Annotated in this window: 21 protein-coding genes; 11 read left to right on the top strand and 10 right to left on the bottom strand. The window is 57.2% G+C overall.

Annotation, left to right across the window (positions count from 1 at the left end):
• The 3 genes from GGD63_RS31105 to GGD63_RS31095 form a co-directional block, all read left to right on the top strand.
• The coding region (locus GGD63_RS31105) for a restriction endonuclease (RefSeq protein ID WP_183247694.1) at positions 1-627 on the top strand (627 nt) is incomplete at its 5' end.
• Between the two features lie 552 nt (positions 628-1,179).
• Positions 1,180-1,383 carry a cold-shock protein gene (locus GGD63_RS31100; RefSeq protein WP_183247692.1) on the top strand — a complete coding sequence of 68 codons (204 nt, stop codon included), beginning with the start codon at positions 1,180-1,182 and terminating at the stop codon, positions 1,381-1,383.
• Between the two features lie 108 nt (positions 1,384-1,491).
• Positions 1,492-1,659, top strand: coding sequence for a hypothetical protein (locus tag GGD63_RS31095; protein ID WP_183247689.1), 168 nt, complete (start codon positions 1,492-1,494; stop codon positions 1,657-1,659).
• Positions 1,660-1,839: 180 nt separating this feature from the next.
• On the opposite strand, the gene GGD63_RS31090 is transcribed toward GGD63_RS31095, so the two are convergent.
• The 10 genes from GGD63_RS31090 to GGD63_RS31045 all read right to left on the bottom strand — a co-directional run bounded on the left by GGD63_RS31090 (position 1,840) and on the right by GGD63_RS31045 (position 11,911).
• Positions 1,840-2,682, bottom strand: coding sequence for a DUF5677 domain-containing protein (locus GGD63_RS31090; RefSeq protein WP_183247687.1), 843 nt, complete (start codon positions 2,680-2,682; stop codon positions 1,840-1,842).
• Between the two features lie 59 nt (positions 2,683-2,741).
• Positions 2,742-3,119 (bottom strand): hypothetical protein, encoded by a 378-nt coding sequence (locus GGD63_RS31085; protein WP_183247685.1) that lies wholly within the window; start codon positions 3,117-3,119, stop codon positions 2,742-2,744.
• Between the two features lie 452 nt (positions 3,120-3,571).
• On the bottom strand, positions 3,572-3,820 hold the full coding sequence (locus tag GGD63_RS31080) for a hypothetical protein (protein ID WP_246785725.1): 249 nt from the start codon (positions 3,818-3,820) through the stop codon (positions 3,572-3,574).
• A gap of 273 nt (positions 3,821-4,093) precedes the next feature.
• Positions 4,094-4,624, bottom strand: coding sequence for a hypothetical protein (locus GGD63_RS31075; protein WP_246785724.1), 531 nt, complete (start codon positions 4,622-4,624; stop codon positions 4,094-4,096).
• Between the two features lie 670 nt (positions 4,625-5,294).
• Positions 5,295-5,846, bottom strand: coding sequence for a MarR family transcriptional regulator (locus GGD63_RS31070; protein ID WP_183247683.1), 552 nt, complete (start codon positions 5,844-5,846; stop codon positions 5,295-5,297).
• Positions 5,847-6,247: 401 nt separating this feature from the next.
• Complete coding sequence (locus tag GGD63_RS31065) at positions 6,248-6,691, bottom strand: SET domain-containing protein (protein WP_183247681.1); 444 nt, start codon at positions 6,689-6,691, stop codon at positions 6,248-6,250.
• Positions 6,692-7,404: 713 nt separating this feature from the next.
• Complete coding sequence (locus GGD63_RS31060; RefSeq protein WP_183247679.1) at positions 7,405-8,523, bottom strand: hypothetical protein; 1,119 nt, start codon at positions 8,521-8,523, stop codon at positions 7,405-7,407.
• Between the two features lie 1,497 nt (positions 8,524-10,020).
• Positions 10,021-10,251, bottom strand: coding sequence for a hypothetical protein (locus GGD63_RS31055; RefSeq protein WP_183247677.1), 231 nt, complete (start codon positions 10,249-10,251; stop codon positions 10,021-10,023).
• 1,187 nt (positions 10,252-11,438) lie between these two features.
• Positions 11,439-11,621, bottom strand: coding sequence for a hypothetical protein (locus GGD63_RS31050; protein ID WP_183247676.1), 183 nt, complete (start codon positions 11,619-11,621; stop codon positions 11,439-11,441).
• Positions 11,622-11,686: 65 nt separating this feature from the next.
• Positions 11,687-11,911 carry a hypothetical protein gene (locus GGD63_RS31045; protein WP_183247674.1) on the bottom strand — a complete coding sequence of 75 codons (225 nt, stop codon included), beginning with the start codon at positions 11,909-11,911 and terminating at the stop codon, positions 11,687-11,689.
• Between the two features lie 466 nt (positions 11,912-12,377).
• On the opposite strand from GGD63_RS31045, the gene GGD63_RS31040 reads away from it, so the two are divergent.
• The 8 genes from GGD63_RS31040 to GGD63_RS31005 all read left to right on the top strand — a co-directional run bounded on the left by GGD63_RS31040 (position 12,378) and on the right by GGD63_RS31005 (position 21,115).
• Positions 12,378-13,763 (top strand): sugar ABC transporter substrate-binding protein, encoded by a 1,386-nt coding sequence (locus tag GGD63_RS31040; RefSeq protein ID WP_246785723.1) that lies wholly within the window; start codon positions 12,378-12,380, stop codon positions 13,761-13,763.
• A 69-nt stretch (positions 13,764-13,832) separates the two neighbouring features.
• On the top strand, positions 13,833-14,795 hold the full coding sequence (locus GGD63_RS31035) for a carbohydrate ABC transporter permease (RefSeq protein WP_183247672.1): 963 nt from the start codon (positions 13,833-13,835) through the stop codon (positions 14,793-14,795).
• An 11-nt stretch (positions 14,796-14,806) separates the two neighbouring features.
• Positions 14,807-15,667 carry a carbohydrate ABC transporter permease gene (locus GGD63_RS31030; RefSeq protein WP_183247670.1) on the top strand — a complete coding sequence of 287 codons (861 nt, stop codon included), beginning with the start codon at positions 14,807-14,809 and terminating at the stop codon, positions 15,665-15,667.
• A complete protein-coding gene (locus GGD63_RS31025; RefSeq protein ID WP_183247668.1) occupies positions 15,664-16,605 on the top strand; it encodes a ribokinase in 942 nt (313 codons plus the stop codon). Before GGD63_RS31030 ends, GGD63_RS31025 begins: the two co-directional genes overlap by 4 nt.
• Positions 16,602-17,372, top strand: coding sequence for an SDR family NAD(P)-dependent oxidoreductase (locus tag GGD63_RS31020; protein WP_183247666.1), 771 nt, complete (start codon positions 16,602-16,604; stop codon positions 17,370-17,372). Before GGD63_RS31025 ends, GGD63_RS31020 begins: the two co-directional genes overlap by 4 nt.
• Positions 17,365-18,192: an HAD-IIA family hydrolase gene (locus GGD63_RS31015; RefSeq protein ID WP_183247664.1), complete on the top strand. Its 828-nt coding sequence runs from the start codon at positions 17,365-17,367 to the stop codon at positions 18,190-18,192. The genes GGD63_RS31020 and GGD63_RS31015 overlap by 8 nt, the downstream gene beginning before the upstream one ends.
• Entirely contained in the window at positions 18,192-19,304 is a 1,113-nt protein-coding gene (locus tag GGD63_RS31010; RefSeq protein ID WP_183247661.1) for an ABC transporter ATP-binding protein, read from the top strand. Before GGD63_RS31015 ends, GGD63_RS31010 begins: the two co-directional genes overlap by 1 nt.
• A 2-nt stretch (positions 19,305-19,306) precedes the next feature.
• Positions 19,307-21,115, top strand: a complete 1,809-nt coding sequence (locus GGD63_RS31005) for a phosphoenolpyruvate hydrolase family protein (protein ID WP_246785722.1) — start codon at positions 19,307-19,309, stop codon at positions 21,113-21,115.
• Positions 21,116-21,119 lie beyond the last annotated feature (4 nt).

Here is a 21,119-nt window from a genome sequence, read left to right as displayed (position 1 = left end):
TGGCATTTGCCATCGTTCCACCTCCACCGATCAGCTCATCCCAGGCTGTATCGCGCGCAAGCCGAGGCGTGGCGAGGTGTGGGCCTCATGCCGGTTACGGATGACCCGATACCCGTAAATGTCGGCGATCTTGGGGAACTGATAGCTAGCAAGCCGTCTGGGCCGATACCGACGAAGCTCAACTGGGCGAAGCTGACCGAAGAAGAGTCCGAACGGCTAATTTTCTCGTTGATTGCAGGCGAGCCGGGGTACGAGAACCCGGAATGGCTAACGCAGACCCGCGCCGCCGACAAGGGGCGAGATCTGTCTGTCACCCGCGTGGCCAAGGATGGACTTTCCGGCCATTTGCGGGCGCGGGTCATTATCCAATGCAAGCACTGGCTGGAGCGCAGCATCTCGCCAACTGATGTTGCTCTCCTCAAGGAGCAGATGGCCCTATGGGAGCCGCCACGCGTCGATGTACTCATCATCGCAACAAGCGGACGCTTTACGACGGACGCGGTGGTGGCCATCGAAAAGCAGGGACAATCGGACCGGGCGCTCAGGATCGAAATGTGGCCGGAGAGTCATCTAGAGATGCTCTTGGCGGCGCGCCCAGCCTTAATCGCCGAGTTTGAACTTCGGTAGCGCGGACATGAAGTCCTCCGCTGGATCCCAAGCCGCACTCAGCGGTGACTGGGTAGCCGTCTCGCAGAATATAGCGTATGCGGGTAATTTCGTTGAAGAACGCGCGAATCTCGAGGCGCTGGGCTCTATCTGCCACATGGGGAGTCATCGGCTGCTTCTCCGCGAGAAAGGGCCGGGTCTGATCTTCAAGGTCGGTCTTTTGTGTATTCAGCCAAAGGAAGGCTCGGAAGGCAGCCCCTATCCGCTGGTCCAACAAGACGGAAGGTGGAAAACGACTGATGAGGATCGGGTTTCCGTGCCCGACGGGTGGAGGGGGCATCGGGTTGGACGTGATTCAAACGTCCAAGCAATTCGCAGTCATGGCGACTAGCGGCGGTGGTGGCGAAGGCGGCGGCACGGCAACGGGATGCTGACGGCGCAATGGCCCTAAGGGTTACGTCCTGATTTAAGAATATTTGAGTTAGTAGCGAACGTGTCGGGTGCGTCGGCGCGGCCTTTCTTTAGTCGGAATTCGCGCACTAGTCTTTGTTTTCAAAAAATGGAGAACTTAAAGTGGCTATGGGGACAGTGAAGTGGTTCAATCCGACAAAGGGATACGGGTTCATTCAACCTGACAACGGCGGCAAGGACGTGTTTGTTCACATCTCCGCCGTCGAGAGGGCCGGGTTCACCTCACTCGCAGAGGGAGCCAAGGTTAGCTTCGACGTCGTGAACAATCGCGGAAAAGACTCGGCGGAAAACCTAAGAATCGGGTGAGCCTTTCGAACTACGACGCCACGGTTCCAATCCCCCGCTTGGGCCTATCGTCGAATATCCTCTGATTTCCTCGTCGGCCATCCTGCGTTGGTTCGCTGGGTGAGTCGAATGTTGAGCGGGGAAGAGGCGGATCGCTATCGGTTCGAAGCCGAGGAATGCCGCCGCTTGGCCGAAAGGGCAATTAAACAGCCAGACCGGGAAGCATGGTTAAGGCTTGCAGCTGATTGGATGAAGCTGGCCGAAGGCGCCAGCTTGCGCGATGAGCGTAAGAAGTGAGGCTTGTTGGTCAGCGCGTCGGTTTGCCTAGCCAGCAATCTGTCACCGCTGGTGCCCGAGGCCGATACCCAACACGATTGCCTTCTGACGCGGCGCGCCCTCGCAGTCTCTTTGAATTGTTCTTGGCCTTGATCAGTCACGGCCGCCCTTTGTTCGTGGTCTCGGTCTTCGACGGCTGCTCTAAATTGCTGGCCATTTTTTACGCGCAAGATAAGCCTCATGCGCATCAACAAGCGAAAATACTCGATTCCGCAGATCATCAAGTTTCGGCTCGAAGTGGCTTGAAAGCTCATCTCCCCCAATGAACTCGAAGTAGATCTTCAGGGTGTCGGCCACAACCAATGCGAGGGATGTTACCGTTTGGGGTCTTGGTCGCTTCCAGGCCGTCTTCGGAGTGAAAGAGTTGGTGGCTTCGTTCCAGTCTAGATGATTGCTATAGATCTCATGCCAGTTACCGTGAATGTTGTGCGAGGGACCACCGAAGAATCCAGAGTATGCGTCTGCTAGCCCGACATCTTTCGCCTTCTCAAAAAGGTTTTTGTTACCCCAAGGTCGCTTGTCGCTAGGGTTCACATGGTCGAGCGGTATGCCGGCCACTCTTTCTGCTCTTTCAATTGAATTGAGCATTCGATCTTCAATCGGCAACACAACTCCGCTCCGCGCGAGAATATTGGCCTTGAGCTTGTCTCGAAGTTTGCGTTCGTGCTGCAGAGACTTCTGAACGTAGGAGTCGATCAGATCGGCGGAGAAGTTTTTAATGAAGAACCTGATGTTTACGGTCGTTTCGAACAGCGGTCGCGCGATCAGGACTGCCGTTTCATCGCGATCTTTGCATATTTGATCGAGGAAGGCGTCAAGCAGTTTGTATTGCCGAACCACCGTGCCTCCGACGGCCGCCATATTGCGATCCCAGCTCGCCTGAGGGCCCAACGTGCCAGCAGCTATGCAGGCATAGCTGGCGGTCTCGACCATCAGAGATACCGCGAGGGATGTGAATTGGCTTTCTTTTGCAAAGGAAGCCATCGCGTCGTTATCAACTGGCACGCGGTCGATGAGCGGGACGCTATGGCCGGGAGGCACCACTATTTGCCCTTAAACGCGTCCTGTCGAACCTGGACTCGGGCGACAGTCGAATTGCGGGATTTCTGCCCCTCGTTCTCGCCTAACGTCCAGCATGTCTCTCCATCGATCGCTGGACCATGGCCCCGTAGCCTGGATATTTCGGTGAGCTTGCCAATCTTTGCTGGTTCGCTGGCTGAAAAACCTGCCCGCGTCTCTGGATGGTGGAGGCGCCACCAAACCTTTTCGACGATCATGTCCTCGCTGTAAGGCTCGGGATTGTCGGGCCGGTTGATCGAAATGTACGAGCCAACTCTCGGAACTTCCGGAAGGTCAAATTCCAAAGAGTACTCCGGGTTCAGCTTGCCCACCTCCCGAACCACTACGATCGCGCGCGTCATCTGAAAGCTCCGAAGCAAAATGGTGTCTGTGGCGGCTTGCTCGCACTCAGTCCTGCGAAGTTGGCCAATGCAGCGCGACAGTCTTAAGGCCGGCACGATTGAAATAGTCGAACATCCGCCCTGAGCCGATCACTTCATCGATCAGCCGATAAATTTGATATTGCCGCTGCGGCACCTCCACCTACCATGCATAATGGTTGATACTGATCGACAACAACCAAGCGCAGCCAACGCAAGTGCGAATGAACCTGCTTGTCATCGCTTCCAGACTGGAGCGCCTGTTCGGGCCCGCTCGCTACGGGCGATCTCCTTCGCGATCTCTCTGCCTGCTTCTGGAAGGGTGACCCTATCATCCATTTCCTATCTTTTCATTGCTCAGATATCGCAGAAAAACCGGGGCGAGCAATTTACTGCCAATCAAGACGAATGCATCTACGGTAGCAACCAGTAACTTAATGTCGAGGCCCTTGGTTGAAGCTGCTACGAGGAAAGAAAACGCCACGAGAGAAGATCGTTACGAGAAGTAGCATCAGACCCAGGAAGCCTGCATCTATTGCATCCTCCTCTGTCTCTGCGTGGAAAGCGCTGTACCAAAAGAACATTATAATGATTCCGATGGTGATCAGGAAAGCTAATCCCAGGCCTGCGCCAAACCATTGCCATGCTGCTTTTGAGAGCGCTTCAGACTCAAGCATAAGCATCTCGACCCTCCGCTTCTGAAAAAATGGCGATCAAGGAAGAGACGACCGACGTGCTTGACGACGAAACGCCCAGCTATCCCCCAATCCCTGCAATCTCAAGCCGTCTCGAATCCGAAAAAATAAAATAGACTCTCGCTCAATCGCTTAGACCCTTGTTCACGGACGACTATTTCGCCGTCGCGGCGGTGCTCTTTTGGGGCGCTCTCTAGTGGCTTTTCTACTCTCTTTGGAAGTTGCCGTTCTAATCGTCGCGCTGCCTGGTCTCACCCAATTTCATTCCGAATCGGCGCTCTCGCAATATTTCCGGGTATTTTCAGTCCTGCGTCGGCCCGAAGTCGCTCGCCAGGAATTGCTCGTGGTCCATTGCTTCAGCGCATCGTCGTTGAGTACCGAGTTGACCAAGGCATTCCAATTCTCACCTGCCTCTCTCCATTTCGTTTTTCGGTCCGGAAGGTTACGCAGCAACCGAAATGCCCTCGTTGCGAACTTGCTTGCCTCTTTCCCTTCAGCAGCCTCGCGGATCACGTCTTTGAACAATTGTTCGGGAAAGGTCCACCCGGCGGCTGTGAAGCGATCGGCAAACATGTATTCGAACGAGGCGCGAAACACGACCGCGGCTAGCGCATCCTCATATTCCGTGCCTGCGCTGCGCAGGTCGAACCATTGCAACAGCCTTCGAACGGCTGCAGCAGGCGAGAACTGGCAGTCTCCGAGCGTGAGAGATACGAACATATACGCGATGTCTGATTGAAGTTCGTCGTCCAGGGACACGTACCAATGTTTGATTGCTTCAATAGGAGTCATGTGACAATTGCTATGAAAACGCGAGAATACAGGATGCGCCCCCGCTCAGGCGCGCTTGATCATGTAGCGCCATGGCTCTCAACCAGCCGACTGCCGGCAGGGGCAGTTGTCCAGGAACCCCTGCTTCTCTGCTGTAAGACATCGACGATGGTGCTCGCCGCAATTCGATGGCACGTCGTGGTTGGCTGCAAAATAATGCGTTCTTAACAGAAGGGAAGTATCAAGCAACGGTGTAGGGTGCTGCCTCGTGCAAAATGAACGCATCTCGGTCAGTTGTCCTCACATTAGACGGTGAAATCATTCTTACGATTAGTCCAAATTGCGCAACCGAGAACGACGCGACGAGCTGTCGAGGATAGCCCATAGCGCTCTGGGGCATCGCTCGTAGAATACCGCGCCTCCGAGCAAAGGATTGGCCAAATGCCGCAGAGTTATCGCTTATCATCGTCTCACGGAACGACGTAAATCGCTGCGTTGGAGCTTCTGTCGGCGCATGGCTCCTTCAGCATGCGCACAGCCATAGCTTGGAGCACTGAATTTGATCGCTCGGCTCCGGCTCGAGCTGTGTTGCAGAGCGGCATAGTAAATCCAAGCTCCCGATCCAGGATTTGGGTTGTGCTCGTTGTGATCGCCGCGGCGAGCAGGTTCGTGGGCTCAAGTTGTTGACCGGCTAGGCGTCCCGGAGCTGCTGCTCTCTTGAAGGTTCTTGCATCTTTAACGCGGCGTGCAGGCGAGCCTTTTCCAGCCGTTGCCTGACTCCGCTAAGGCAACTAGCCAGCTTTGCAAAGTCCGTAATATCGAGATAACCAGAAACAAACTCATCGAGTTCTTCCTGCTGCGCCGCGATGCTCGCAAGTTGTCTGCGAGCGCTATCGGTTAGCGACAGGTTGACGATTCGTGCATCGTTCGCGCAGCGCTTACGTCGCACGAATCGCTTATCCTCAAGCTGTTTCGAATGCCTCGTAATGAAGGCGGACTCAACCTTCATCAACTTTGCAACCACGTTGACCGGAACTCCGCCGTCCTGTTCCAAGTCGATCAACGCCATCAAGATCATCATTTGTGGTGCAGCAATGCCCAGCGCATGCGCCTGGAAATAACGAAGGTCGTCCAGACACACATTAATGGCTCTGATCTCCCACGTGAATCGCCTGAGCACATCCTGACTCGCGGCAGGGCCCTTCCCGAGCCGTCTTTTCAATCCTGGCAGCTTGGACGGCATCAGATTTCAGGGAGCCTCCATCCTAAAACTATTCCGGGCGAGCAGAGCGCAGTTGGCGGGGACTACATATGCGCCTACTTCGAAGCGTCGAATCTCGGGTCAATAAGCAATCCCACCAACTCGCTTCCGTGCCAACCCTCTTTGCAGACACGTCCGGTGCCGAAGCTGCCAAGGTGCAAAGCAGCTTCACACACTCACCCTGGTGAATTCACTCAAAATACAACTCTCATATGCAGAATTCCTGCTTCACGAACTGCATTAGCGCGCCATGCAGCGTCTAACGTCCTGAACGTCGCGAGTCCGCTCCAAAAGCGAGACTGCTCCGCCGCGCGATTGGACGGCGAGAATTTTTAGGTTGTCGAGAGCTGCTCACTCACTAGAACAACGCTTACGGCGCAGGATCAACCTGTCGGAGCCGGCTCCAGGCTTCGAAAGCAGGAGCTGGAGATCGGCAATAGCTCCTTATTCCACGATAAGTCACACCCTGGATCGAAAGACAAGTAATCGCAAGTCAGTTCTTCACCAGGTTGTACGTCGCGGGCTGTGAAAATTCTGCAATGATCGTCTTGATATGTGTTTGGATGACTGCTGTGATTCATGAAGCGAGCGTTGTCAGCATTATACTCTACGACGCCGTCATTAACCTTGTGGTCCCTCGGATAGGCATGCTTATCAAGTAGAGCTTGAAATGTTGGAGCTAGAGCTTCGTATTGTTCGCGCGTCACCGCAATGTCAACGATCGGGTTGTGAATCCAAAGTAGCGCGCCTTTAGGCAAACGAGTCGCAGAGAAAAGTCCAATACCGCCAAACTGGTCTGGCTTCAAAATAGTTTCAACAATCAACATCGAGGAAATCTCCCAAAGTCACTATCACCGAGCAAGCTAACTGACGTGAGCTGCAAAATCTGCTGCACGAATTGGTAGGGTCATCTATCCGCGCCTTCATCACAATTTGGAGTTCCTCTGGATTGCTTTCGGCTGCTTGGTCCGGATCGCCTTCCGCGCACCGCCATCGTGGTGATGCTGGAAGGGGCTGCAGGTCGGTGGGATTCCGGCAAAGATCCGCGCCGATCAAGAAGGCGAGTGATCGTGACCTGGGGACTCTCAGCGCGGCGGCACGCCGGACTTTCTCGCGACCCTGCAAGCCGCCGACAAGGCCTTCATCAAGACCTTCAAGAGCAGGGGCCGAATGCGTCAATGCCCATTCGCTCCTGTGCCTTGCCAGAAAGGAAGCGGAGACATCGGCAGACATTATAGCGACGAGCCGCCCCTGAGGGGTCGGCAGTCACCTCCGAGTTTTCTGCACTATCACCTCGCCGCAACCAGCCCGCAACGTGATCACGCTCGTCACAAACAAGAAGGGGCCATGGCTGTTCGGCTCAACAAGGAGCCGCTAAGCGATGGCGCCCGCAAGTTCGTTGGTGGCCGGCAGCGCTTATCCGCACCGCCCTGAATCCCACTAAGCTCGCAAGAGTTGCTGAAGCAAGCTATCGTCCATCAACAAGTCCGCTACCTGAGCTATCTGGAGCGGCCTCTCACGTAGGGATTGTCCCTGGTGTCTACATCTGTGGATGGTGGATGAGCCGAACGTCGTTCGGTCCTCCCGGCCCCAAGAGGGCCGTGTAACGCTCGCCGCGAATGTCGTATTGCTTCATCGGCTGCGCTGCGTCCGGCAAGAGGCCCCAGCGGCCGAGCCTGGAGATCATCGTCATTGGGGCGGGTTGTGTGCCGTGCGAAAAGCCCTCAGGAACGGCGAATGATGCGGCGTAAATCTCGCGGGCCGCGGGCGACGTCGTCTCAGCTCTGACGGACGCCGGGGCGGCTTGCTCCATCGTCTGTGCAAGCAGGGCTGGCGAGGGCCGATTCGCCGGCTGTGCGCTCGGCTGCGAAACGCTATCCAGTGGAGATCCGAAATGAATGGGTGCGCCTGACAGATTGAGTGGAGACCCGCCCCTCATCGCCGCCGCGGGCACGAACAGCGCCGTGAAGCGGTCGTTATGAACTATGAAAGGAGCGGGCGGGGTGTCCTGGCTCGGCGGGACGCTGCTACCCTCATGCGCGCCTGACGTGCGCTGGTCGTCCTGCCACGAGTTAAAGGAACGAACGGCCGCTCCTGAATCCACGGCGTGGTCATGACGCTCGGTTGGCTCGAGAGACGACGATGAGCCGGCGTTTTCCAGCATCGCCCACAGCAGATCCTGAACGCAGTCTTCCTCAGGAATGATCAACGGACCGCTGGCCCGAAACGGTGTGCCGGCCTCTTCAATCAGCTCGCGAGCGGCTGAATTGCTAGGCTCGCTGGGCTGGTGCTCAATGGCATCGGGTTGCGTCTGGCTTAGTGTCCTCTGCCTCTTCGCAGGCCTCAACTGGCCGGTGTAGTCCTCACCCATCAGGGTAGCGGCGTCCTCGCGTCCGGTGACGGCATGTTCGGGATGAAAACCGTCGGCCCTCTGGTACTCAAGTCCGAAGGTCTCGGCGAGTCTAAGGCCTTCTTCCGACAGATGAGGATAGTAGGGATCAGCCGAAACAGGATTCTCTGCGATCGCAGAGGTGCCAACTTGCGGCACTTCATACAAGTACGGCTCAAAATCCGCTTGCGGCTGTTGCGCTTGCGGCACCGCGGTGCTGTAAGCAGCGAACTCTGGGTCGAATGGCTTGATGGTGTTAAATGGGTCCATGACCGCCCCCGGTTTGAGTGTGTCGCTCTCGCTCTATTAGGACCAGCTGTCGACAAGCTGACGCACTCAGTGAATTCGGTGAGCAAAATAGGCCTGCCCGATCGCCACACTTCGGTCGAAAAACGCGCAAGATGCCGGATTGCGCTTTATGTGGCACGCCTTGCCGCATTTCGCGGTATCCTGCTGGATCGAGGTCGGCCTGAACTAAAAGCAGTTCAAAACTTTGCCGGCCATAGCAGACTTTACGTCAAGGGCCGCTACGGCCATCTGTTCAAATCGGACGACCACAATACTCGCTGGACATGCTCGCGAAAAGTCCATTTGAGTCAAAGGCATAAGGGGTCTTCGGATCGCTCATCGATATGCCGCACTGGGCGGCGGCATTCAGCGGGTGTCTGATCCGCATGAGTACCTATCTCAAGCGGATCGATCGCAATGATCAAACGCTCATGAACATGGTGAGCGGCTCGGCAACGGCGTCGTGTTCAAGCAACTTGGCTTTCTTGCGGAGCGACGTTCGGACGGCGTATCACTTGCCGAACTGTGCCGCACACGGCGCACGGCAGGAAATGCGAAGCTTGATCCCACGCTGGATTATTCGCGCCTCGTCTCAAGATGGCGGCTCTTCATTCCGTCGACCTGGGTTCGCGGAGGCAGACATTGATCGGCAAGCGCGCAATTCTTGCTGTCGCAGGACAGACCTCGCTCGTTCCGCATGTTGTCGAAAAGACTGCGTTCTCGGCTGATTTGTCGCCGGCGTCCGCGCGCATGAGGAACTCGCCGAAGGCTAGGTCTTCAAGGGCGGTACCTGTCTGAAAACATGCTGAGTCGGAACCTATCGCTTTTCCGAGGATCTGGATTTTAGGTTGCGCAATGAAGCGCACCTCGGCGAAGCATTCTTAAAGCGGGTGTTTGCCGAGGTGGCGCCTGGGTCTATGACAAAAGCGGCATCGTGGTCCCGGTGGATCAGCAAGAATTCGAACTCTTCCGCCGCAAGCTCTCATGTCAAAGCAAGATCAGCTACAAGGGGCCCGTTTCACGATCCGTCCACTTCCGCGAAATAAACTTGGTCTGACGGCTGACGAACGCATCCTCTTGCCGCCGGTGCCCGTCGATATCTTTCACCCTTGTTCTGACATGCTTGAAGACGGCATCGAAGCCCTGGCCTACGACTACTTGAGGCGTTCGCGTAAACCTCAGCGCTTTGGCCGAGCGAACGCGCCCGCGCGATCTCTACGACGTCGTGAATCTTTGTCGAACCGCCGGTCGAGCGGACAGAGTGTTGTCTCGATCGAGCGGCCTCCCCTTAAGGGCGCCATAAAATAATCTCAGGCTGATCGCCTGCCTCTTCTATTGTGAGGCAGGGACTTATGGTGGCCGCCTCGCGACGTAACGGAAGGAATCGAATTAGAAGCTTTCACCCGTTCCGTCGGCGTAAGATAATCTGGACTTCGGGCCGCGCTTTCCCAACTGCAAGCGCGTCGAGATCAGATATATTCACTCGACCTCGTGGTATTCGGCCCGGTCGAAATCCGAGCCGAACAGCGCTGCTGCGGCGTCGTAGAGCGCGACGGTATTGACGGTTGACTGCATGGCGTACCAGGCGCGCAATGCCTCGATCGCCGATGCATGGGCTAGCAACTGTCGCGACGGGGTTTGGCAATCGAGCACCTCCAGCTTGGGCGCCTCCCGCTTCCTGCCGCTCTCGATGTTCCGGTCGATTGTCATTTCTCTGCCTTCGCCGTCCTAGTTGGTCCGCCAGACTCTATGCGCTCGCTACCAGGCTGCCAGTCTGCGCCGTGTTGACGGATCATTTCGCGATGGGACCGTTTGACGAAGGCGCGCTCGGCGCAAAAGCCGGCGGTGACTGAAGCGGCTACCGCTAGGCCACAGGCGACGTAGTCATCCAGCAAACTCCAAATTATGTTACTGCCGGCGACGACGACAAAAGTGAGTGCCATGACAGTATTGCGAAATGCTTTAATCATGCTTGTTCCCCCAGCCGATCGGCGAGGGATGCTAACATTGCAACCAGGACGTTCTGCAGCGTTTGAGGGGCATGATCGGTCGTATTTCTGCTAGATCAGCTTGTGGTTGCGCGCGATCTCGCGCGCGGATAGACGGCACTCAGCGGTGCGCCAGTTCGCGAGAGGAGATCCTTCGCCGGCTTTAACTGCACGATGGTCCCATGTAGCCGCAGGCCAGACGAACGGGTCGGAAAGAACTGGTGGCCGACACTGTGATCACCGGCACGAGGTCTATATCGCGCCGAAGCAGCATCAGCAGCTCAGAGCAATTTACTACAATTGCTGTTGGGGCAGTGGCCTTCAGCGGCTGCGACGTTGGCCGTGGCTTGGTAAGACTCGTGGGAGGACCGGTTGCTCCGACGACAGGAGAGCCGCATGGTATGAGAGAAGCTTCGTCAATGACAAAGCCTCCGGACGGGGCGGAATTGGACAAAACTACAGGCTAATCTGCTGAAATCCTGCAATGTGAGGCTGCTGACCAAGCGATCATAGCGCGCGAATCGCTCTAATATCGTGAGAGCGATGATGTTTTCGTCCGGCGCGTAGCGATGATATCGAGGCGCGAACGCAGCGCGGGCGTCCAAAGTTCCCTTGAGTCATCAAGGCCGGTGATGATGCGCGAGCAACGAATCCCATTCCGAATTTTATATGACGGCGAGTCCTTCATCTGCTCTCGAACTGTGACTGGCATCAGAAAGTTGCGTCAGACGGTTGCTGTCCCTGGGTTTGGCGTCGAGGTGGACTTGGCCGTTTATAGTGAAAACAACGCTCATCCAATCTCGAGCATGGAGAACGCGGCCACCCTTATCGCTATCCGGATGGTCGCGCGCGTCAGCCATGCTCGTGTTGCGCGGCGCCGCGCCAGGCGCATAGTTGTCTTTTGATATGCTACCGTGGCCGCCAATGGTCAAGGGATGCGGCTTTTTCAATCTGCGCGAAGTTGGGCTTAGGATTTTTGAGAGCTACCGAGGCCCAGCCATAGTCGTTGTGCATTTCTTTTCCGAAGCGCCCTTCGAGCGCATCGCACCGTGCGGTCATTGCCTTGATTTCCTGGGCGGTGAACGGTGTCATGTTCGCGTGTACGGCATGGTCATTCAGCTGCTTGGCAGCACGCAAGGATGCGAACGGAAAACTGGCTAGATAGCGGTGAGAAACCTCTTGATCCTGTGTCTGTTGTCATACAAGTCATCGCTGGTGAAACGCCGCGCCTTGTCCCATCGGAACGCCGCATGCAGCGCAGCATGAATGTGCAGGGCGTGCGCGCGCCCCGTTAGAAATTCGAAGAAGGTGCTGTCGCTGATTGGGCAGAAAACCTCACCGTCCTGCACCAGCTGTTGCTCCGAGGAAAGCAGATCAGACACTTCCCCACGCTGCGGGCGCAGCGCTTATCGCACCGCCGTTCGGCCAGTCGAGCGACCAGATCGTCGGTGCGATGGGAGATTGCGAAAGGTTGCGACAATGTGTCTTTATTCCGCAGCGAGTTGCCGTCTGTCTTGAGGCAGCAGCGCAAGAACAAGATCGCCGCGTGTGTGATGAGCGGCGGGTCGATAGAGCATTTGAACCACCTACTGACGCAAAAGCGCGAGCAGTTGGCCAGGATCGCCCCCTTTTGGGGCTGGCTTCGCGGGGCTTGAACATGCGCCTGCATTGATCATCTCCCAATATGGCGTCCTGTGATGCTGCTTTCTTGACTTACCCAATGTTACCCAACTTCGATCTGAATGGGTGCATATGGGCGGAAAATGGCGGTTAGCGTTCCCAACACTCGCGGCCCTGGAAGAGGAGGGGCACGTGAATTGCGGGCCAATGAGCCCAGAGGAGGGACCAATGCCAAGGACGCCAGCCGCTTTGCGCGGCCATTCGGCTCATTTTGTCAAAACCGCTCTGATTTGCTCAACGCTCTTGGCCGGTGCGGCCGCATCTTTCGTCCAGGCCAAAGCGGAGGATATCAACTGGCGCCAGTTCGAGGGCTCTTTGATCGTGTGGGCTTACGACATCCATCCATATGCTGACGCCGTTGCAGCACAGCTGCCTGAGTTCGAGAAGTTGACAGGCATCAAAGTGACGCCCGAGCTTTATCCGGACGATGCCTACTGGAATAAGCTGACAATCCAGCTGAGCACGAAGTCGCCCTCGTGGGACGTCGTCGGCACGGGGATTCAGCCGGCTTGGGATCTCGCGCCCGGTCAACTACTCGAGCCGCTCGACCGCTATCTGAACAACCCCAAGCTCACCTCGGCAAGCTATGACTACAAGGACTTCTTCCCCGCGTTGCGTGACGCGCTGACGTGGCAAGTCAATGGCGGGCAAATCGAAGCGGGCCGGGGTCAGGTGTGGGCTATCCCGCACGGGTTCGAAAATATCCAATTATTCTACCGTAAGGACATTCTGGACAAGCACGGTATCAAGGTTCCGACAACCCCGCCGGAAATGTCCGCGGCTTGCGAGAAGCTGAAATCTGCGGATCCGGCGATCACACCTCTGGGCGTTCGGGGAGTCCGCTTTTGGAGCAGCATCCACACGGCCGCAATCTCGATTGCCAAGTCTTACGGTGTGCACGACTTCGTCGTCAAGGACGGCAAATTAGAAACTGGTCTCGATTCGCCCGAGTCCGTCGCCTTCCACAAGGACTATGTGGAGATGATCAAGAAGTGCGCTGCTCCATCCTTTGCCAACGACAACTGGTATCAGGTGGTCGATGGCATCAATTCTGGTCGGACAGCGATGGCGATCGATTCCAACATGTTCGGGTTCTGGAACGATGTCGCCGGCAAGCCCGCTTCGGGCAAGATTGCATTCGCTCCCCCTCTGCGAGCTCCGAACGGCAAGAATTTCGAATCGAACATCTGGATCTGGTCCCTGGCCATGAATGCGGCCTCTCAGAAAAAGGGAGCAGCCTGGCTGTTCATCCAGTGGGCGACGTCAAAGCAGGTCGAGCTCAACGGTGCCGTCGCCGGAAAGCTCGTCAACTCTCCGCGCGCCTCGACCTGGAGCGACAAGGTTTGGCTCGACTACGCGGCTAAACCGGAATTCTCGAACTTCGTGGATACCTTCAAAATCGTGCAAGACAGGGCTGCATTGGCCTTTACGCCGCGCGCAGGATTTGCCGAGGCAATGAACGCCTGGGCAGTCGCCATGCAGAAAATGGTCAACGGCGCGAACGTGAAGGCGACGTTGACCGACCTCGCCTCCGAGATCCGCTCCTCCATGTAAGGCGGTCGGGGCGGCGGCATAAGGGTTTGCCGCCCCCACCGCGCCCGAGTATCTTTTGAGAAGTGAGCGATGGACCTTCAAGGCATCGACGCAATCGTGACGCTACAATCATCGGCAGACCAGCTGGCCTCGTCCAAAAACGAGCAGGTGCAAAAGGCCGAGCAGAATGCTCTTGACTGGTGGAGCCTTGCTGCGATTGCCCCCGCAATCATCATCCTGCTTGGATTTCTATTTCTGTTTTTCTATGGGGTCTTTCAATCACTGACCGATCTCAAGTTTGGCCGTCCCGTGGTTCGGTTCATTGGATTCACCAACTATGAAGTGGCAATCAAGACCCAAGATTTCTGGAATAGCGTGCGGGCGACTATGGCGTATGCCTGCTCCGCCGTGCTCGCCGAAGCGTTCTTTGGCCTTGCGCTCGCCAAATTGTTCGCAAGTGGGGTGTTCCTTGCCCGGCTGATGCGGCCCGTCATTCTCCTTCCCCTGGTTCTGCCGCCAATGAGCGTCGCCTTGATGTGGACCACAATGATGGATCCGCAGAATGGGATCCTGAACTATTTTCTTTCGCTCATTGGGATTGGTCGGTTCGCATGGATTTCGGATGCCAGCACGGCGATGTGCTCGCTGGTTCTCATCGACATATGGACTTACACACCATTTTTTGCGCTAATCATCTTCGCCGGCTTGCAGGGCATCAACGATGAGGTCAGAGAAGCCGCGCGGGTCAATGGCGCGCGGGGTTGGGCAACGTTCCTCCATATCGAGCTTCCGCTCATTGCACCGTACATCCTGATCGCCGCGGTATTTCGGCTGATCGAATCGCTCAATCAGTTTGATATCATCTTCGGAACAACCCAGGGGGGGCCGGGTGACAGTACTTCCGTGCTCTCGGTTCGCGCCTACATCACCGCCTTTCAAAATCTCGCCTTCGGGCGTGGTGCCGCGCTCATGGTTGTCAATTGGATGATCGTGCTTCTCGGGACCTTTGCCATGGTGAGATTGTGGCGGTTGGTCCGGCACCGCGTAAGCTAGAGGAGGCTGACATGCGTTTCAATCGCTCAACGCCTGCAAGCTTGTTCCTTAATCTGCTGGTTCTTGCTTGTACGCTGATCCTGACATTTCCGCTGGTCTGGATCGTGATGATGTCGCTGAAGCAGCAGGCCGAGGTCATGACCTGGCCGCCGCGCTTTATCTTCACTCCAACATTTGAAAACTTCCGCGTTTTGTTCGATGCCGCCCAGGCCGGGGCAACAAGCTACGGCACCATCAAGGTTGATTTCCTGACCCCGGTCGCCAATAGCGTCGTGATCTCGCTTGGTGCGGTGCTCGTATCGCTCGTTGCCGGGGTACCGGCAGGCTACGTCCTGGCGAGGCGTGATATCCCTATGAAGGAGGACATCGCATTCTTCATTCTGGGCTTCCGCTTCGCGCCGGCTCTCCTTGTCGTCATACCGCTGTTCAGCGTGTTTCAGACAATCGGCCTTTACGACACCTATTTCGGTATGATCTGGGTCTATCAAGTCGTCACGCTGCCAATGATCATTTGGTTGAGCCGTTCGTATATCGAGGACATCCCAAAGGACATTGAGGAGGCGGCCGCCATGGATGGCGCAAAGCCAATCCGGATTGTCTGGCACATCGTTCTTCCGCTTCTAAAGCCCGGCTTGATAGGCGCTTCTTTGCTTATCTTCCTGCTCGCGTGGCACAACTTCGCGCTCGGCCTGATCCTCAGTTCGACGAAAGCACCGGTCACCGTCGCCCTGCTCAAGCTGCTCAATCCGGGCGTTCAGTTCTATCCGGTGATGGCTGCGGGTCTGGTGGTGACCATGATTGTGCCGGTCGTCCTGATCATCCTTGGCCAGCGTCATCTCGAACGTGGTCTTACCTTCGGGGCAGTGAAATGAGCCCCAGACCATTGATGTTCTTCGGAACGACCAATCTCGACCTCTGCTTCAACGTCGAGCGGATTCCAACGCCGGGTGAAAGCCTGATGGGAAGCTTAAAGCGGAATGCGGGAGGCAAGGGCGCCAATCAGGCGGTCGCCGCCGCTCGATTGGGCCTTCGGCCGAGCTTCTACACCCGACTTGGCGATGACGACGCCGGTCGATCGTTGCTGCAAGCGCTGCGTGAGGCAGGCGTCCGTCTCGATGCCATAGCGGTGTGCCCAGGGGAGATATCGGGTTCTGCTCTCGTCCTTGTCGGTGACGACGGCTCCAACATGATCGTCATAGACCCGGGCGCCAATGCAAATGTCACACCAAGCATGGTCGAAAAGGCGGCCGAATTCATTGAGCGGGACGCAATCGTCGTCGCCGAGATGGGGATGCCCGTCCCCGCGCTCAATCATCTCTTTGCAATGAAGAGCGTCAAAGGGTTCGATCTCATTTTCAATCCGGCCCCCGTGAGGGCGGGCCTGTCCGCGGCGGCGTGGAGGAGTGTTGATTTCGTCACTCCAAACCAGACGGAAGCTTTCGAGCTCACCGGTGTCGAGGTGCACGACTTCGACAGCGCCGCTCATGCGGCCGGAAAGCTTCTCGATCTTGGGCCAAGAGCCGCCCTGATCACCCTTGGTGCGCAGGGGGCCTACTACGCTGATGCCAGCGCGTCTTTTGCGCTCCGGGCATTTCCTGTGAAGGTCGTTGATACGACCGCGGCGGGCGACGCCTTTAATGGAGCCTTCGCAGCCTCTCTTGCCCACCGGTTGCCGATACGAGAAGCGATCAAAAAGGCGCTCGCGGTTGCCGCCTTATGTGTGACGCGACGCGGCGCCCAAAGCTCGATGCCCAGCAGTTGGGCCGTCGACGAATTTCTGAATTCTCAAACGATCTTGGAGTTGGAATGACCGAACAGTTCTCAGTTGCAGACAGGACCGTGCTCGTAACCGGTGCGAGTGGGGGCATTGGCTCAGCGATTGCCAATGCTTTCCGTCAAGGCGGTGCGAACGTCCTGGCAACCGACCTAAATGTGGAAAATCTCCGGGATATTCTGACGCGCTTGCCGCACGGCAATGGCATCCTGCCCATGAGCATGGACGTGTCTCAAGAAGACGACGTCGGCAGGGTGCTTGATGAGATCGCCAAGCGCTTCGGCAGGCTCGATGTCCTGATCAACAACGCCGGAATAAAATCGGCTCAGCCGCTTCTAACCGGCGATGCCGATAGGATCGAAAAAACCATACAGATCAACTCCGTCGCGGTGCTTCGCTGTGCCAAGCAAACGATCGAGCGCTTCATGAAGAGCAAGGGCGGCCGCATCGTCAATGTCGGGTCCTCCTTGTCATCTCAAGGCGCGGTTTTCAACTACCAGGCTGGCGGCGCTGATTATTGCTTGTCAAAGGCAATCGTACACGACGTGACAAAGCTGCTCGCTTATGAATGTGCTCCGCTCAAGATCAACGTCAACGCGATTGCACCCGGGATTATCGATACACCCATGCACGGGCGTCCGCGCGAGGAAACCGAAGCCCGGCACAGTGGCCGAATTCCGCTGGGCCGGGTCGGATTGCCGGAAGATATCGCAGGGCTCGCGGTGTTCCTGGCGAGCCCCGCTGCTTCCTACATGACTGGGCAGATTGTCCATGTGAATGGCGGGATGCTGATGAATGGTTAGCACCGGCTCAAACGTCAATTGGCCGCCGATAGAAGGGATTATCTCCGATCTGGATGGCGTCGTCTATCGTGGCAGCACCGCAATCGCGGATGCCATAGAAGCATTTACGCGATGGCAGGAAGCCGGCGTGCCGTTCTGTTTTGTGACGAACAATTCCACGCATACGCCGGAGGACGTCGTCCGCAAGCTGAGAGGATTTGGTCTTTCCATCGCACCGTCAAAGGTGGTTACAAGCGCCATCACCGCCGCAGAACTCATTCGAGCGAATTATCCGCAGTTGACGCGAATCTATGTCATCGGGGCTCCCTCGCTTGTCACGGCCATGCGCGATGTTGGGCTGGAGGTCACTGACCGAACGCCCGAAGCCGTTGTGATGGGGCTTGACCGGGATATCACGCACGAGAAGATGCGAATTGCCGTTGAGGCGATCCTCAATGGCGCTGTCTTCATCGGAACCAATCCCGATCTTCTGCTGCCGACGGCCAGCGGGTTTGAACCTGGGGCTGGCGCGACGATTGCAGCTGTGGCTGCCGCCACGCAAGTGCAGCCTTCGATCGCCGGAAAGCCGCAAGTGCCGATGATCGAGACAGCGCTCTCACGCCTCGGCACGAACCGCGCTTCGACCATTATGATCGGAGACCAAGTTCCTACGGATATTCAAGCCGGAAAGAGGGCGGGTCTTGCCACGGTGCTTGTCACAACCGGCGTGCCGATGCGTCAGGATCCGTTCTTGATGGCCCCCGACTTCATCGTATCGAGCTTGCGCGAAATTGAGGTAAGTGCTGCTCGCGCGGCTCAGGCGCGACAGAGGAGGGCATAATGGCCGATGTTCGCCTGGAGGGCCTGAAGAAGGCCTACGGGACTATCGAGATCCTGCGTAATATCGACCTGACCATCGATCACGGCGAATTTGTCGTCTTCGTTGGTCCGTCCGGGTCAGGCAAATCCACGCTTCTGCGCATGATTGGCGGGCTCGAGCCCATCAGCGGTGGGCGGCTCCTCATCGACAATGAGCTCGTCAACGACATCGATGCGGCCGATCGCAACCTCGGCATGGTCTTTCAGAGTTACGCTCTCTATCCGCATATGACGGTGAGAGAGAACCTGGCCTTTCCCCTGCGCATGGCCAAAGCCTCGAAAGCCGAGATCGCCGCCAAGATAGCCAAAACAGTGTCGCTATTGCAGATCGACCATCTGTTGGAGCGCAAGCCTCGACAGCTTTCAGGCGGGCAACGCCAGCGCGTCGCAATCGGGCGCGCCATCATGCGAGAACCAAAAGTGTTCCTGTTCGATGAGCCCCTGTCCAACCTGGACACCGAGTTGCGCGTGCAAATGCGGGTTCAGATCGCCAAGCTCCACAAGCAGCTCGGAAATACCATGATCTATGTGACGCACGACCAGGTCGAGGCGATGACCATGGCCGACAAGATTGTCGTCCTCAAGGACGGCAACATCGAACAGGTCGGTAGCCCCCACGATCTATATCACAATCCCGCCTCGCGCTTTGTGGCAGGATTCATCGGCTCGCCGAAGATGAACTTCCTTGGCGGCAAGGTCGAGGCAGCTCACGAGCATGGCCTTGACGTCCGACTGGAGGCCGGTTCTACGATCTCCGTTCCGGTCCAGCCGGACCAAATGCTAGTTGGCAAGCCGGTCACTGTCGGAATCCGCCCGGATGACTTCTCCTCGCCGGCACCCAACCAGCAGGAGATCTGCATTGGACTCGACGTGGATTTCGTTGAGCATCTCGGTAGCGTCACGTACATCTACGGTAACGCTGGAGACGAAACGGTCGTCGCCAGGGCGCCAAAATCCGGCTCGCGCAAAGGCGCCGGAAAGCTCACCCTGACCGCCGCTCCAGCCGATTGCCACTTGTTCATGAGCAATGGAAAGGCGGTACGGCGGTTGCAAGCACCTGCGACTTGGAGCTAGTCTTGACGTCGAGCCGTGCGATGATGCCGGCTCAGGATCGAACGCGGACCACTGAGGTGAAGGGAGCAGGCATCAGGCAGTTCTTCCGGAATTCCCGTTCGTTTGTCCTTGGTGCGGGGATCGGATCGGGCATGACGGCCAGGGCCGCGGAGCGGGCGGGCGCCGATTTTGTGCTCGCACTCAATGCTGGTCGTTTTCGTGCCATGGGCGGAGCCTCGCCCGCCTCCATTCTTCCAATCCGCAATAGTAACGAGTTCGTAGCGGGGTTCGGACGGACCGAGATCCTGCCAAATACGAAACTGCCGGTCTTCTTCGGCACCTGTACATTCGACCCCGAGCTTGATCTGGATCGATGGATCGACCGGATCATCAAATGGGGATTTGCTGGCGTGACCAACTTCCCTTCGGTCATACACATTGATGATGACCGCAGGTCGTTGCTCGAGAAGTCCGGCCTTGGCTATTCCCGGGAGATCGAGCTCCTTGTGAAGGCTGCAAAACGCGGCCTGATGACGATTGGCTATACTCGCAGTCAATCTGAAGCGCGTCGAATGGTCGAAGCTGGCGCCGAAGCCATTTGCATCAACTTCAATCTTAACCGCGCGGTTGAAAGCGGGTCCGATCCGTCGATCAGCCTGTCTGAACTTGCAGCGCGTACGAATGCCGTTGCGCGCGTTGCTCAATCCGTCAACAAGAGCACCATCTGCTTGCTTGGGGGCGGCCCGATCACAAAGCCGGACGAGCTCCTGGACATCTGCCGCGAAACCGGAATCCAGGGGTTCATCGGAGGCTCTTCGCTGGACCGCGTGCCTCTGGAGATGTCGGTCCTCGAAGTGACGTCGGGCTTCAAGACCATCCACCTGTTGCGCGAGAAGGTGGATCTGCTCGAAAGGAAGCTGCAGTTGAGTGGCTTCAGGCACGGCGTGATCGCGCAATCCTCGGCAATGAAGCGCGTCCTGGAGATGACCAAACGCGTTGCCGCAACCCCAAGCCCAGTCCTCATCTGGGGAGAGGCCGGCTCCGGCAAGCGTAGAATAGCAAACCTCGTTCACGCGTTCAGCGACCGCAGGCACGCCAAGGCGACGCTGTTTCATTGCCGACCAGGTCCGGCGATGGATGCACTCGGCCCGTTGTTCGGCGCCGAGCGCCTTGAGAGTGGCAGACGCCAATTGTCGCTCCTGGAGGCGTCGAGCGACGGCGCCGTCTTGCTGCTGCATGTTGACCAGCTTTCCCGCGAAGGCCAGGAGCGCCTCGCCGATTACCTGGAGACAGGCGGGTTTACCCCTCTGAACGGGGTAACTGTCATGCGTTCCCGCGCCCGGATCATTGCGACCGCGACGGTGGCCCGAGGCGCTGGGCTTGAAACGGTTCTGGGCGCGCGGCTTCTCGACCTTTTTACCGGGCTGGATGTCCAGTTACCTTCGCTAGCCGACAGGCTTGAAGATCTGCCGCAACTCGTTCAACACTTCACCGTCGAAGCCAAAGGAGATTCCAGCGCCCAGACGCTCACGATAGAAAACTCTGCATTCCTTGCGCTCGCCGGGCACGATTGGCCAGGCAATTTGCGCGAGTTGCGGCAGATCGTGAACCAGCTCGTGACCCTGCCATCAAGTCACATCACGGGAGAGGTGCTAAAGCCGTTGTTGGAGCCACCTTCAGGCGCACGGCCCGCGGCCACGCTGTCCGAGCGAGACTGGATTATCGAGGGCCTGAAGAGAAACCGGCTTCACCGCGGCAAGACTGCTCGCTCTCTCGGGCTTTCGCGCAAAACCCTCTACAACAAAATCAAGAAACTGCGGATCCTCGAATAAGGCC

This window comes from Bradyrhizobium sp. cir1 (assembly GCF_014198245.1).
Classification (GTDB): Bacteria; Pseudomonadota; Alphaproteobacteria; order Rhizobiales; family Xanthobacteraceae; genus Bradyrhizobium.
Note: the sequence above shows the minus strand (reverse complement) of the source record. Positions and strands in the feature narration are given on the sequence as shown.